Genomic DNA, 14,152 nt, shown 5'->3' with positions numbered 1-14,152 from the left:
GCACTTATCGGCGTGAAATCGGTCATTCGTGCAATACAAGCCGGTTTTACGCGAGGGCGGTGGCGGAGGCATCCCCCCGAACGCCGCCAGACCTCGCGCTGCCGGAGCGAAACTTTTTGGCGGAATAACTTGATAGGCTGGCATAAAACCGCCCCTATGGAGGAGCCAAGTTGCTTGCTGATTTTTCTGCCCCGCTGCGAAAGTTAAAAGAGACGCTGCTCTCTGTGACACCGATTGTGGGCATTGTCGTGATTTTGGCACTCACGCTGGTTCCCTTGGAAGGCTCACTGCCGGCACGTTTCGCCTTGGGTACGTTAGCCATAATCGTGGGGCTGGCGATATTCCTGCTGGGAGTGGATATTGGTCTGACCCCCATCGGGCAGCTGCTGGGTCACGCTATCGCTCGATCCGGCAAGCTCGCAGTCGTGATAGCAGCGACTTTTGTGCTGGGTCTGTTTGTTTCAGTTGCTGAGCCTGACCTGCACATATATGGCGGTCAAGTGGAGCTGATTACCGGCGGAATGCTGGGCAAGCTCTTTTTGGTGCTGGTGGTGAGCTTGGGGATAGCGGTGCTCCTGACCATCGGAATGGTCCGCATCATCCGTTCCGTTCCCTTGAAATTGATTCTCCTGGGCGCTTATGTTTTGGTGGCGGTCCTGGGATTTTTTGCCCCCACTGAGTACCTCGCAATTTCTTTCGATGCTTCCGGAGCCACTACCGGGGCATTGACCGTGCCGTTCATCTTGGCGATGGCGGCAGGCGTATCTGCGATGAAAAAGGATTCCCGTAGCGGAGAAGCCGATGCGTTTGGGTTGGTGGGGATTGCTTCCGCGGGGGCAATTTTGGCAGTGTTGGTCACTGCGGTCATATTTCAACTGGGTCAGATTCCTCGTGACATTCCTGCCCCGGAAGTGTTGGATCTCAGTCCCCTGGCGGCGTTGGCACAAGAAGCTCCGCGTCAGGTTCGCGATGTGGCGCTCGGACTGGCTCCGATTCTGACCGCATTCGTGGTGGGTGCTGTGGCAAAGTTTTTCCCCTTGAACGCGGCGAAACTGCGCCGTATCATCTGGGGTCTCGTGTTTTCCTATGCCGGATTGGTGATTTTCTTGACCGGGGTCAACGCGGGCTTCATGGACGTGGGGCGTACCATTGGCGAAACGTTGGCAGCTAACCAGCCTCCCGCCCTGCTGCTGGCAGTGGCATTCCTGCTGGGGGTAGTGACGATTCTGGCGGAGCCGGCAGTTTATGTGCTGATGGATCAGGTAGAGGATGTTACGGCAGGGGCGGTGCGCCGCAAAGCGGTGATGTTCTCGCTGGCACTAGGGGTGGGCGTGGCGGTCGTGCTGTCTACTGCGCGGGTCCTGGTGCCCACACTGGAGCTGTGGCACATCCTGCTGCCGGGATATGCCGTGACAATCGTGATGATGCGTTACGCTCCGTCGCTGTTTACCGGTATCGCTTTTGATTCCGGCGGGGTGGCGTCCGGTCCGATGACTGCCACTTTCGTCCTAGCTTTTGCCCAGGGGGCAGCGGCGGGGACACCGGGGGCAAACGTGGTGGTGGACGGACTGGGAGTGATTGCCACGGTAGCCATGACGCCGCTGATTACCATTCAAATTCTCGGACTAATATATTCTTCTAAGACAAGGAAGGTTTCCCATGCTTGAGAAAGACTGGCACAAAGACGCCGTGTTACTGTACGTGGTGGTCAATGACCAGATGGCCTCCAAAGTTATTGCTGAGGCGAAAAAACACGGGATTCGCGGCGCGACGGTGATGCTGGGACGGGGCACCATCAAAAATAAGTGGCTCAACGCCATCGGAGTGGTGGATTCCCGCAAAGAAGTCCTCATCATGGGAGCGGACACCGCTACTGCCAAAACCGCGATGGACGCCCTGGCAAAACGTTTCCATTTCGAGAAACCCAACCGGGGTATCGCTTTTGCGGTTGAAATGGAGGGCATCGCGGGAACGTCCGCCATCGAACGTTGGCCCGAACCCCCCGCAGACCACGCCACGGAACCTACACAGTGGCAGCTCATCACCACGATCGTGGAGCACGGTCGGGCGGAAGACGTCGTCGAGGCTGCGCAAAGTGCCGGCTCCCGCGGAGGTACTATCATCGCCGGACGCGGCTCGGGAGTCGCCCAAACCGAACTGGTGCTGGGCATGGAGATTGAACCGGAAAAAGACATTGTGTTTATGCTCGCCCCTGCCCAGACTGCCCCTCAGATAGAGGAAGCCATCGACCAGCGTCTCGATTTGGAAAAACCGAACCACGGCATCCTTTTCACCCAAAATGTGGTTGCCGTCAGCGGGCTGTACCAGGGAGCATAGATGAATACCTTAACCGCGAAGCTCTGGGAAACGACCAAGTCGGTCCTGCCCATTGCTGGTGTTGTGGTGCTGATGCATCTCACGGTAGTTCCTTTGCCGGGCGTGCTGCTGCCGCGTTTCGGATTGGGTGCCATCGCGGTTATCGCCGGACTGTCGCTGTTTTTGCTGGGGGTCGAGGTTGGTATCGCCCCTATTGGACGGATTATGTCCTCTACCGTGGTGAAGTCCGGACGGGTGACGGTGGTCATGACAGTCACGTTTGTGCTGGGTTTCCTGTTGACCATGGCAGAGCCGGATATTCTCATCTATGCGGCGCAGGTCAACACGCTGACCAGCGGAGTCGTGTCCTCCATCCTGCTGATTGTGGTGGTTTCAGCTGGGCTGGCAGTATTGCTGTGTCTGGGCATGGTGCGGATTCTGCGAGGCTGGAAACTGCGCTGGGTACTATTGGGGTCTTATGCGCTGGTGGTGCTGCTGGCGTTGGTGGCTCCTATGCAGTACCTGGCGATTGCTTTCGACGCCTCCGGTGCCACGACCGGACCGCTCACGGTGCCGGTCGTGTTGGCTTTCGCGACCGGGGTGGCGTCCCTGAAACGTGACTCGGCGCGGAGCGAATCGGACGCTTTCGGACTGGTGGCGATTGCTTGTGTAGGGGCGATTCTGGCGCTGCAAATCACGTCTATCCTGTTGCACTTGGGCGCTCTGCCGAGCACCGGACCGACCTTGACCCCGGATACTACCCATTTATTTGAACCGCTAGTGCGGCATTTCCCGATGGAAGCCCGCAGTGTCAGTCTCGCTCTCGCTCCGCTGTTGGCGCTGTTTTTGATTGGGAACGTCACGGTTTTCAAACTGCACAAGTCCGTGCGTCGAAGCGTCATTGCGGGTATCGTCATGGCGTTTTTGGGGCTGACTTTCTTCCTGACCGGTGCCAATGGTGGTTTCATGGATGCGGGGCGCACTATCGGGGTGAGCTTGGCGCTTCACGGCAGCGCGCCGTTACTGCTGACCATTGCTTTCGCGCTGGGTTTCCTGGCGGTGTTGGCAGAACCGGCAGTGCACGTCCTGACCGAGCAGGTCCAAGAGGTCACTTCTGGGTCGGTGCGTGCCTCCGCGGTGATGGCAGCGATGGCACTAGGGGTGGGTTTGGCAGTACTGCTGTCTACGTTGCGCTTGGTAGTGCCCAGTTTAGAGCTGTGGCACCTGCTGCTGCCGGGATACCTGGTGGCGGTTGGGTTGACGTTTGTGTCTTCAGAACTGTTCGGCGGGCTGGCTTTTGACGGTGGCGGGGTGGCGCCCGGACCGATGTTGACCACGTTTGTGTTGGCTTTTGCGCAAGGGGCAGCTGCCGGCACACCCACTGCGGATGTGGTGGAGGATGGTCTGGGACTCATCACTATGGTCGCGTTGATGCCTCCGATTGTGATTCAGCTGCTCGGTGTTGTGTTCCAGGCTCGCGCTCGGCGCCGGACGAACTTGCGTGCCAAAGACCCGTGGGCGAGCCCCGCCCCGACTGAGGACGACGGCTCCCCCACCTCCCCCACCACTTGTGCAAAATCCACCCCCCGCGCTGCTGCCTTCGCGGCAGGGTCTCAACTGGCTGATACCAGCCCCGGAAAGAAGGAAAACTCATGATTCAGGCGATATTGACCATTGTGGAAAAAGGCCACGCCGAAGAGGTTATCGACGCGGCGGTGCAGGCTGGCTCGCACGGCGGGACGATTATTAATGCGCGCGGTTCCGGGGTTCACGAAACCGCCACCCTGTTTGGGATGGGTATCGAACCGGAAAAAGAGTTGGTGATGATTTTGGCTGACCAAGCGAATACCCCACAGATTGTGGATACGATTTACGAGACTTTGGATTTGCGCCAGCCCGGAAACGGCATTGTTTTCGTGCAAAATACGACCCGCGTGCGCGGACTTTACCAACCGACCGAGTAGGTCGGGCACAGCCTAAAAACGGGTACAGTGGGCAAAAAATAATAGTTGGAGGTTTTCCTCCAACTACTATTTGTAAAAGTTATGGTGTTTTAGGAAGCCAAGACTTCGTCCAGACGCAGCGAAGCGTCTTCTTCATTGGTCTTTTCAGCCAATGCCAGCTCGGAAACCAGAATCTGACGTGCCTTGCTCAACATCCGCTTTTCACCGGCGGATAGTCCACGGTTCGAGTCCCGGCGGGACAGGTCACGCACGACTTCGGCAACTTTGACCACGTCGCCGGTAGCGATTTTTTCCACGTTGGCTTTGTAGCGACGCGACCAGTTGGACGGCTCGTCGGTCTTTTTGGCGCGCAGCACCTCAAAGACGTGTTCCAGTCCGGCTTCGTCAACGACGTCGCGGACGCCAACCATCTCGACGTTTTCGGATGGAATCTGGATGGTGAGGTCGCCTTGGGCTACACGGAGCTTGAGATATTCGCGTTCCACACCTCCAATAACTCGGGTTATGATCTCTTCGATCGTGGCAGCCCCATGATGGGGATAAACGACGGTTTCTCCAACCTTAAATGTCATATTGAAAATCTCCCGTTTTTGAGGTGGATATACTTATCTTATCACAATTTTGTGGTAAAGAGCAATTAAAAGTGTGTCCTCTTTTGGCGCAATGGTGCGAAAAAGCCCGCCAATGCACGATAATTTACCGAGGTAACAATGATTGAACCGAAGAGAAAAAAGAAGTCCGGGCGTAAAAAGAAACAAGGCATTGACCTAACAAACGCTCCGGTGAAACGAAAAGCGGTCCGGGCGGCGCGTCGGGTGGTGGCTTCACAAGCTGCGGATTTGGCGGCTTTGCACGGAACTGAGGCGGAACTGCTGGATCCTCCGGTCTATGAAGTGTCGCGTCGTGGGATTCTGGCAGAACCGTCGCGGGGTACCGAATTCTAGAATCCGCGACACGCCGGGAAACTCGCGGAAAAGTGGCGACACTCCCGGTATGTTTCCTGGTTTGCGCGGCTCCGCAGGCGGATCCGAGCAAACCCCAGCCCGACCGGTGAGCGACGTCTCCCACTAGCCTGACCCACCGACCTTCTGCGTAACACGCTGACCGGGTGAATGGGACCGCGGAACCTTCAGCCCGCTCCGCAAACCACCCACGAGCCACAAAAATGGGGCGCCTCGGCAGACCGAAGCGCCCCAAACAGTTGTTTGAGGGACTATTTGCCCTGATTCGCCACTGCTTTAATCGCATTGGCGGCTGCATCCGGATCCAGGTAGCGACCGTGCGAGACAGGCTTAAAGTCTTCGCCCAGCTCGTAGTACAGCGGAATCCCGGTGGGAATGTTCAGACCCGAAATCTCATCATCGCTGATGGAATCCAAGTGCTTCACAATGGCGCGCAGCGAGTTGCCGTGGGCTGCCGCCATGACGGTCTTGCCGGTCTTAAGGTCTGGGATGACTGCATCCTTCCAGTAGGGCAGAGCACGTTCCAGCACGTCCTTGAGACATTCCGCCCGCGGAATCGGCTCGCCGGCGTAACGTGGATCGGTGTCCTGGCTAAACTCGGAACCGAGTTCAATCTGGGGCGGCGGCACGTCATAGGAACGGCGCCACTGCATGAACAAATCCTCGCCGTATTCATCGCGGATAGCTTTCTTGTTCAAGCCCTGCAGGGCACCGTAGTGTCGTTCGTTCAATCTCCACGAGCGGTGCACCGGAATCCAGTGCCGGTCGCACGCGTCCAATGCCAAGTTAGCGGTCATAATCGCGCGGCGCAGCAGGGAAGTGTGTAAGACGTCAGGCAGGATGCCTTCCTTCTTAAGCAGCTCACCGCCGTGGGTAGCTTCGGCGCGCCCCTTTTCACTCAAAGGCACGTCAACCCACCCGGTAAACAGGTTTTTTGCATTCCATTCGCTCTCGCCGTGGCGGAGCAACACAAGTTTGTATGTCATAGTTTCATTCTTCCACAGCGGTTTGCCTGTAACAGGGCATTTGGTCCTGGTTTCTGGCGTGGCGCGGCATTAGCGAATTCACGAAAGCGCGGACAGGAATCCTGGTGCGACCTCACACACCCACACCGTGACCGCCGCCGCGACAGCCACAACAAACAGCGACTGTCCTCGCCAGGACAGCACCAGTGCCACCCCAATGCCCAACACTGCGGAAATCAAGGAACCGGTGGACAGGAAAGCAGCGGGAATAATCATGGCTGCCAATACTGCCCACGGCACGTAATACAGGAAAGAATTCACCCAGGGGGACTTGATGTCTCGGCGCAACACCAGCAGCGGCAGAGTGCGCAAAGCATAGGTGACCAGCGCGGTCACCAGGATAGCCGCGGGTATGTAGCTCATGATTCCCCTGCTTTCCCGGTTGTGCTGTCGGAATGATCCCGGTTCGCTGCCGACTCCTGGGGCGGAAAGAACGTGGCCCCTAGTCCCGCTGCCACCAAGGTAGCGATAATGATGCGCCAGCCCAAGGACAGCTGGGACACGAGGGGGGCAAAAGTGAGTGTGATTGAAGTCCCGGCTGCGATTGCGGTCACGATTTTTACCCGCGAGGACTGTTTAAACGGGGGGATGACAATCGCGATGAACATGGCATAGAGCAGAATCCCCGCCGCGTTTTCGACCGATTTGGGCAGCCCCGTACCGGCAAACGCTCCGACCAAAGTGCCCCCGACCCAGCCTAAAAAGGGCAGAATCATCGAACCCGCATAATGAGCGAAACCGACATGGGCGCGACCAATGTTAATGGCATAAATCTCGTCGGTGACGCCGAGCCCCAGCAACATCCGTTTGCAGGTCCCGACTGGATGCGGGTTGGTGCTGGTTAAGCGTTGAGACAGGGAGGTACTCATCAACAGGTAGCGTAAATTCACCAATAATGTGGTTATAGCTAGCTCCACCAGACCGCCGTGGGCAGCAATGATAGAGATGCCCGCAAACTGACCGGTAGAGGACACATTAGTGAGGGAAAAAATAGCCGAAGAGAGTGGCGGCAAGTGACCCTGTGCCCAATACATACCAATGGCGATGGACACTGCGAAATAGCCCAGCCCGATGGGAAGTCCCGCCTTGATTCCCGCGTTAAAATCGTGTGTTTTCACAGTCTGACCTGCTTCACGAGGCTAGCTGAACGTGACCGAACCGCACTGGACGCCGGCAGGGGTGTCCACCACCGGGGCGACGTGGGTTTGCAACAGGTCACGAATCGCGTCGGCACGACCCCAATCTCGCTGCGCTTTCGCCTCACCACGCTGCTGCAAAAGGGCGGTGACCAGCGCTGTTAGGCTGTCGTTTGGGGTGTCTGTGGGGTTGGGCTCAGTGCCAGGAGTCTCGGTCGCGGATACAGACGCGACCCAAGCCGGGTCGTGTGGATCCAGACCGAACACGTCTAACATGGCGCGCAATTGCAGGGCTTCCTGCTGAGCGCCTGTCGTGTCTCCGCTGTTCAAAGCCGCTTTACCGGTTTTTAATGTGCGGTGCAGCGCAGGCAGAGCGCCGGGAACATTCAGGTCATCGTCCAGAGCTGCCACAAAGTCATCGGGTAACTCGACCGCAGCGAGTTCGCGTTGCCGGGCGAGGTCTGGATCGACGTCGCCATAGACATTGCGAACCTCTGGAGCCGCCGTCTCCGCCGGGACAGACCGAGGAACTTGCTGGAGAAAACTGGTGAATTTGTCCCACAACAAAGCCGCCTGCTTCAAGGAATCCTCGGAGTATTCCAGATTCGTCCGATAGTGCGTGGTGACCACGGACATCCGCACCACTGCCGGATCCCAATCCTCCAGCAGGCGGCGTACCCCGACTACGTTGCCGACAGACTTCGACATTTTTTCGCCCTTAAGCGTCAGCCAGGCGTTGTGCATCCAGTAGCGGGCAAATCCCCAGCCAGCTCCGTGCGACTGTGCCATCTCGTTTTCATGATGGGGAAAGCGCAGGTCCAGCCCGCCGCCGTGAATGTCGAACGTGTCGCCCAGATAGGCCTGGCTCATGGCGGAGCATTCTAGGTGCCAGCCGGGACGCCCGCGTCCCCAGGGCGCATCCCAAGCTGCGTCGCTGGGTTCGTCGTCTTTTGCGGCTTTCCACAGGGCAAAGTCACGCGGGTCGCGCTTGCCCGCCTCGGTGGCGGTGTCGATTTGGGACTCGTCCTCTGTAGAAGCGAGTTCGCTAACCGGCTGGTTCGTCAGCGCGCCGTAGTCCGGCAGGGACGTGACCGAGAAGTACACGTTGCCGTTCGTGTCGCTGTAGGCGTGACCCCGCTCAAGTAAGCGCTCAATCAGCGCAATCTGTTGGGGAATATGCCCGGTAGCGTGCGGGGTCACGGTCGGGGGCACGGTGTTCAAAGCCCGGTACGCAAAGTCGAATTCCCGCTCGAAATGTGCCGCCAGCTCCCACCACGGCACGCCGGCAGCGGCTGATTTAGCCAAAATCTTGTCGTCAATGTCCGTGACGTTACGCACGTAAGTTACCGCGTATCCCCGCCGGCGCAACCACCGCACCAGCACGTCGAAGTTCAGCGCGGCGCGCAAATGTCCCAGGTGAGGAGCCCCTTGCACAGTTGGTCCGCACAGATAGAGCCCCACTTTCCCCGGTGTGACCGGTACAAAGTCGCGGACTTCATGCGTGGCGGAATCAAAAATCTTCATGAGCTAAGTCTACTGGTTCGGTGCTGTTTGGTGCAGTAGTCGTGGCGCATGCACGAATGACCGATTTCAAGACAAATTATGGGATTGGCGCGACGTGCGAGGTCTAAAACCGCATGTTGTAGCGATTTGAGTGGCGTGCAGCAAGCTTAAGGCGCGATGAAAACGGTCATTCGTGCACGGCATACCCAATTTCGCGGCAGCCTCAGCTCGTCTAACCCCGCAGGGCGGCGATTTGGTACAGGGCGATGCCGGTAGCGACAGCGGCGTTTAGCGACTCCATGCGTTTATCAATGGGGATGGACACAATCTGGTCGCAGGTCTCGCGCACCAGCCGGGAAATCCCTTTGCCTTCCGAGCCGGTCACGACCACCAGGGGCTGATCCGCCAGCTTCAAGTCGGGCAAATCCACGTCCCCCCCGCCGTCCAAACCGATAGCGAAAGCCCCCTCCGCCTGCAGCTGCTGCAAGGCATGAGTCAGGTTTCGCGCTTTAGCGACGGGCACAATCGCCGCCGCCCCCGCGGAAACTTTCCACACGGCAGCGGTGACCGAAGCTGACCGGTGCTCGCCAATAATGACCCCGTCAGCTCCAAAAGCCGCCGCGGAACGCAGCGTCGCTCCCAGGTTGTGTGGGTCAGTGACCTGGTCTAGCACAATCAATAGGGGGGGATGATTCGGCTCAGATTTAGCCCGAGTCACCGCGCGGTCCCACAAATCCATGACCTCGGCGTAATTGTAAGCGGCGATTTCTGCCGCAATTCCTTGATGGGTTCCTCCCGCGGTGATACGGTCCAGGTCGGCGGGGGAGCATTCTTGCAGCTTTGCTCCCGAAGCAGCCCCGCGCTGCACCACTTTGGACAGGCGCTCATCTTTCATGAGCGAAGCGGAAACGAACAAGCGTTTCAGCGGCACCCCGGCGGCAGCGGCTTCGACTACCGGGTTGCGTCCGAAAATGATTTCGCTGTCAGCAGCGGTGTTGGGACGGTACCTGTCTCTTGCAGCAGCCCGCTGGGTCACTCCCGAGGTATGCGTGGCTTTGCGTTCCGCCTCCAGACGGTCACGGTATGCCTGGTGATAAGGACGATTAGCAGCTTTCGGGGTCGGTCCCTTGCCTTTCAAGCGGTGCCGGCGTACCCCGCCACTGCCTTTCGGGGCGTGTGAAGCAGATTTCTTTGGACTCATGCCAACCATTTTACCTAAGAGGATTTCACTGGGCGCAAACTCACTGTGTGTGCCCAGGGCAGGTAAACCGTCAGCGCTGCGCAGGATTCACGTCAGAGCACGTGTCGTCGGGTTCTTCGGAGGAATCAGCGGTGCGCTGTTCCAGCTCATCGAGTAGGTCACGGATTTCGGAACGCACAAAATCGCGGGTCGCCAGCTCGGATACTGCCAAACGCAGGGCGGCAATTTCACGGGTGAGGTATTCCGTATCAGCCAAGGTTCGGGCAGCCTGCTGACGGTCCTGCTCGGCAATAACGCGGTCGCGGTCATCCTGCCGGTTTTGCGCAAACATGATGAGCGGTGCGGCATAGGAAGCCTGGGTGGAAAACATCAGGTTCAACAGGATAAACGGATAGGGATCCCACGGGTTATCCCCCAGGGAACGGGTCAACACCAGGTTCGCGGCAATCCAGACCCCCACGAAGACGGTCATCCACAGGATGAACTTGGAGGTACCCATGAACCGGGCAGTGCTCTCTGCCACCCTGGTGAATAGCGAACGATCCTGGGCGCCCATCTGGGAGCGCCGCCGCCACCCGAACACTCCGCGACGTCCGTCGGTGGGGGTCTCCAATCCCTTAGACATGGGGGTTGACCTCCTTACCTGCCTTTTTCCCGGTTTCTGGCAGTGACTGCGGGGCGCGGCCCGGATTCGTCACGAGGGCGTTCGTCGGGAGAATCGTGACCGTGGCGTCATCCTCGTCACTGGGGGCGCCTTCCGCATCGTCTGAAGCCAAGGCAGCAGCGGTGTCTTGTGCGGTTTCCTCATCGTTGGCGGCAGCGGCTTCGGCCTCCGCAATGGCGGCTTCTTCCGCTTCGGCGCGGTCATCCCACCGCCAGTCATCCGGCAGCAGGTGGTCCAAAACGTCGTCAACCGAGACGGCACCCAGCAGGGAACCGGAAACTGGTCCCACGACCGGGATAGCTGTTAGGTTGTACGTTGCCATAGTACGTGTCAGGTAGTCCACCGAACGATCCGGGGTGACGGCCTCCAGGTCGGTGTCGACGATGTTTCCCAGCATGACGTGGGGCGGTTCCCGCAAGGCCCGCTGCAGGTGTACGACCCCGATAAATTTGCCGGTGGGCGTCTCCAGGGGTGGGCGGGCAATCATGGCGATGGCTGCCAGCGCGGGAGGTATGTCGCGGCGCTGCACATGCGCCAGCATGGTGGCAACCGTGTCGTCGGGAGCCAGTACCACCGGCTCGGTAGTCATCAGACCGCCAGCTGTTTCTTCATCGTAAGCCAGCAGACGCCGCACGTCTTTCGCTTCGTCCGGCTCCATCAGTTCCAGCAGGTTAGCCGCGACTTCTCGCGGAAGTTCTGCCACCAGGTCGGCAGCGTCGTCGGGCTGCATGACATCCAACACGTCGGCGGCGCGTGCCGGTTCCAGGGAGGAAACAATCTTTACCTGATCGTCTTCCTCCAACTCTTCGAGGATGTCAGCCAGGCGGCTATCCGGCAGCTGGGAAGCGACCGAAAGCATCCGGGAATCAGACAAATCGTGCATCGCGTCAGCCATATCGGCAGGTTTCATGTCTCCCAAAGTGGCCAGCAGGGAATCCGCTGCTTGATCGGCGCCCCCGACTGATAAACCAGTGACTTCGTCGATTCCGACATGCAAGGTTTCCCCGAGCCGGGTGCGGAAAGCCCCCCGGCGCGCCCGCGCCACGTAAAGTTCCGTTACTGCCCAAGTCCGGTCCTTTTGCCGTTCTATTGCCAAATCCAAAATCTGTGCCTGACCCGAACCGTCCTTTAACGTCACGATTCGATCCAAAACGTCTTGAATCGCGCAGGTTTCCAGTGGGCGAGCCTGGAAACGACGTAAGTTCACCAGCCCGGTCGTGATGACGGCGCCGGATTTGATGGCAGTGACGCGGGTGATAGGCACGAAAACCCGGTGGGCGCGCGTGACTTCCACCACTAAACCTACAGCGACGGGCGGTCGACGGTGCAGCAAAACGACCACGTCATACACTTTTCCCACCGGATCCCCAATGGGATCAAAAACGGCGGTTCCCCCCAGGCGTCCTACGAAGACGCGTTCCACTTCGTCTCTGCTCACGCCTAAATCCTACCTGTTTGCGCCGGTGAGGGTGGGAAACTTCAGGAGGCAGAGTCGGCCGCGGTGTCGTCAGAAGGGTAGGGGCGGCGCTTTCCCCACAGATAAACTGTCACGAAGGCGGCCAGCAGCGCGGCCAGCAGCCAGAACAGCCAGTTGGGAATTCCCGCGAGGGTGCGTTGTACCGCAAACTCCAGATTTGATTGGGCGCTGGCAGTCAGCAGGGAAGTTGCCAGACCACCGGGACCCGACAGCGCCATGACCAGACCTAACAGGGTAATCAGCAGCCCGGAAACCAAGTTTCCGAGCGTGGAATCGCGCCCCAAAACCTTGATGGGGCGCGGGCGCAGCACTCGATTCGGAATCAGGTTCCACAGGAATGACAGCACCGCGACCGGGGTAAACATGCCCACGCCAAAGGCGAACATGGTAAAGAATCCGGTCACGGGAGAGCCACCGCTGACACTGAAAGCGAGGATGGAGCCCAAGATGGGGGCTTGACAGCCGGTTGCGGCGACTCCGTAAGTCAGCCCTAACAGGAAAATCGCTGCCGGTGCGGTGCGTTCCACCGGGACGTGTCCCTCCCGCGGGGACGGGTTTGAAACTTGAGCTTGTCGCGTGGCGCGTTGCCATTTCCAGACCTGCCAGCGGGTGCGCAGTCGACCAAAGTTCGGTACCGGCAGCGCCAAGGCTTGCCACAAACCGAACAGGACGATGACCAGCCCCGCCCACACCGTCAGACCGCGCAGTTTCGCGTTCAACATCGCCCCGAGTGCCCCAAAGGCGGCTCCGGTGGGCAGTAATCCCGCCATAAGCCCCAGGAAGAACACGGCGGTGCGGGACGCCAACTTAGTCTTTGACGAAAAAGCGTAAGAAAAGAAAGACGGAATCAGCAGGGCGGAACAGGGTGAAAATAGGGTCAGAATCCCTCCGGCATACGCCACCGCGAAGGTCACTGAGTCCATTTTGCGTCCTTCCCCGCGGGTCTAACGGTCCGCTGTGAGATTGAAACCTGAATCGCTTGGTGACCAGGTCCTATTTGGTAGCCAGGAACTTTTGGTACTCGATAGAGTGCTCAAAGTATTCAATCGGATAGGCTCCTGAAATCGTGGAATCGCCCAGCACGAAGAACGGCGTGCCGTTGACACCTACCGAATGCCCGGAATCGGTTTCCTCGGAAACGGTGGCTTGTGCTTCGGGGGAGTTCATATCGGTCTTGAACCGACCCAAGTCAGTGATGCCGATGGATTGAGCGATTTGGATGACTTTGTTTTCGTCATAAGTGGGGTGCTCTCCCTCTGGCGCGGTGTGGTAGGCTGCCCGCACGAAATCCCACAGTTTGCCCTGTTTCATTGCCGCAATTGAAGCCTTGGCGGCTATATCGGATTGATATTGGTCAGCGAAAATGACCATGTTGTGCCACTGGATTTTGAGAGTGCCGTCATCTACGTATTTTTGCAGTTTCGGCAGCGTATCGTTGCCCCAGCTGGTACACATCGGGCAGGAAAAATCGCTCAATACAGTCAGTGTCACCGGGGCGTCGGGCTTCCCGAGGGTGCGTTCGGGCTCATCCGCCCCGTCTCGCAGGATTTTCATGGCTTTTAGCCCGCCCTCGTTCGTGACGGAGGAGGCGAAGTCTTGACCGGGGACCAAGCCCGTTTGCGCCACGAAATCTGCCACGGCCTTTTGCGCGTCACCAGCAGTGGCGCCACCGGCAGTGGTTTTTTGCGGGCTGCTGGGGGAGGCTGCGGGGGTGTTCGCTCCCGGAGCCGTGGTGCGCCCCAGGAAAAACGCGATGGCTAAAAGCACCAAAACAGCTAGGACACCAATAATTTTCAAAGCCCACACGTTAGCGGCGCTGCGTTCCACAGATTTGTTCTTATCGCTCATTTTCCCCTCATATTCCAAAGACTGGTTAATTAAAGCATAACGGAGGTGCGGTTTGC

15 protein-coding genes are annotated in these 14,152 nt (G+C 58.6%); 5 read left to right on the top strand and 10 right to left on the bottom strand.

The genetic code is table 11. The annotated features are described in order from the left end of the window. Nucleotides 1-170 precede the first annotated feature (170 nt). From HMPREF0576_RS07255 to HMPREF0576_RS07240, 4 genes are read left to right on the top strand one after another with little or no spacing between them, the layout of a single operon-like run. The gene (locus tag HMPREF0576_RS07255) at nt 171-1,667 is read left to right on the top strand and encodes a DUF1538 domain-containing protein (protein ID WP_004011319.1); all 1,497 of its coding nucleotides are present in this window, start codon (nt 171-173) and stop codon (nt 1,665-1,667) included. Further along, entirely contained in the window at nt 1,660-2,337 is a 678-nt protein-coding gene (locus HMPREF0576_RS07250) for a P-II family nitrogen regulator (protein ID WP_004008784.1), read from the top strand. Before HMPREF0576_RS07255 ends, HMPREF0576_RS07250 begins: the two co-directional genes overlap by 8 nt. Beyond that, nucleotides 2,338-3,972, top strand: a complete 1,635-nt coding sequence (locus HMPREF0576_RS07245; RefSeq protein ID WP_004011318.1) for a DUF1538 domain-containing protein — start codon at nt 2,338-2,340, stop codon at nt 3,970-3,972. Next, complete coding sequence (locus HMPREF0576_RS07240) at nt 3,969-4,280, top strand: P-II family nitrogen regulator (RefSeq protein ID WP_004007677.1); 312 nt, start codon at nt 3,969-3,971, stop codon at nt 4,278-4,280. The genes HMPREF0576_RS07245 and HMPREF0576_RS07240 overlap by 4 nt, the downstream gene beginning before the upstream one ends. 89 nt (nt 4,281-4,369) lie before the next feature. Here the strand turns inward: HMPREF0576_RS07240 and HMPREF0576_RS07235 are convergent, their stop codons facing one another. Further along, the gene (locus tag HMPREF0576_RS07235) at nt 4,370-4,852 is read right to left on the bottom strand and encodes a CarD family transcriptional regulator (protein WP_004011317.1); all 483 of its coding nucleotides are present in this window, start codon (nt 4,850-4,852) and stop codon (nt 4,370-4,372) included. Nucleotides 4,853-4,990: 138 nt separating this feature from the next. Between HMPREF0576_RS07235 and HMPREF0576_RS07230 the strand changes: the two genes are divergently transcribed. Then, nucleotides 4,991-5,224, top strand: a complete 234-nt coding sequence (locus HMPREF0576_RS07230; protein ID WP_004007675.1) for a hypothetical protein — start codon at nt 4,991-4,993, stop codon at nt 5,222-5,224. A 269-nt stretch (nt 5,225-5,493) separates the two neighbouring features. On the opposite strand, the gene HMPREF0576_RS07225 is transcribed toward HMPREF0576_RS07230, so the two are convergent. The 9 genes from HMPREF0576_RS07225 to HMPREF0576_RS07185 form a co-directional block, all read right to left on the bottom strand. Then, nucleotides 5,494-6,228 (bottom strand): phosphoglyceromutase, encoded by a 735-nt coding sequence (locus tag HMPREF0576_RS07225; RefSeq protein ID WP_004011316.1) that lies wholly within the window; start codon nt 6,226-6,228, stop codon nt 5,494-5,496. A gap of 78 nt (nt 6,229-6,306) precedes the next feature. After that, on the bottom strand, nt 6,307-6,630 hold the full coding sequence (locus HMPREF0576_RS07220; RefSeq protein ID WP_004007673.1) for an AzlD domain-containing protein: 324 nt from the start codon (nt 6,628-6,630) through the stop codon (nt 6,307-6,309). Then, the gene (locus HMPREF0576_RS07215) at nt 6,627-7,385 is read right to left on the bottom strand and encodes an AzlC family ABC transporter permease (protein WP_004011315.1); all 759 of its coding nucleotides are present in this window, start codon (nt 7,383-7,385) and stop codon (nt 6,627-6,629) included. Before HMPREF0576_RS07215 ends, HMPREF0576_RS07220 begins: the two co-directional genes overlap by 4 nt. A 21-nt stretch (nt 7,386-7,406) precedes the next feature. Next, nucleotides 7,407-8,927, bottom strand: a complete 1,521-nt coding sequence (gene cysS / locus HMPREF0576_RS07210) for a cysteine--tRNA ligase (RefSeq protein ID WP_004011314.1) — start codon at nt 8,925-8,927, stop codon at nt 7,407-7,409. A 211-nt stretch (nt 8,928-9,138) separates the two neighbouring features. Then, nucleotides 9,139-10,116 (bottom strand): 23S rRNA (guanosine(2251)-2'-O)-methyltransferase RlmB, encoded by a 978-nt coding sequence (gene rlmB, locus HMPREF0576_RS07205; protein ID WP_004007670.1) that lies wholly within the window; start codon nt 10,114-10,116, stop codon nt 9,139-9,141. A gap of 61 nt (nt 10,117-10,177) precedes the next feature. Beyond that, nucleotides 10,178-10,732 (bottom strand): DUF1003 domain-containing protein, encoded by a 555-nt coding sequence (locus tag HMPREF0576_RS07200; RefSeq protein WP_004011313.1) that lies wholly within the window; start codon nt 10,730-10,732, stop codon nt 10,178-10,180. Next, nucleotides 10,725-12,209 (bottom strand): magnesium transporter MgtE N-terminal domain-containing protein, encoded by a 1,485-nt coding sequence (locus HMPREF0576_RS07195; protein ID WP_004011312.1) that lies wholly within the window; start codon nt 12,207-12,209, stop codon nt 10,725-10,727. Before HMPREF0576_RS07195 ends, HMPREF0576_RS07200 begins: the two co-directional genes overlap by 8 nt. Before the next feature lie 41 nt (nt 12,210-12,250). After that, nucleotides 12,251-13,171, bottom strand: coding sequence for a cytochrome c biogenesis CcdA family protein (locus HMPREF0576_RS07190; RefSeq protein ID WP_004011311.1), 921 nt, complete (start codon nt 13,169-13,171; stop codon nt 12,251-12,253). 70 nt (nt 13,172-13,241) lie between these two features. After that, entirely contained in the window at nt 13,242-14,096 is an 855-nt protein-coding gene (locus HMPREF0576_RS07185) for a DsbA family protein (protein WP_004007666.1), read from the bottom strand. Between the last annotated feature and the right edge of the window lie 56 nt (nt 14,097-14,152).

This window comes from Mobiluncus holmesii ATCC 35242, from assembly GCF_000185445.1.
Classification (GTDB): domain Bacteria; phylum Actinomycetota; class Actinomycetes; order Actinomycetales; family Actinomycetaceae; genus Mobiluncus; species Mobiluncus curtisii.
This window is presented reverse-complemented; position numbering and strand designations above follow the sequence as displayed.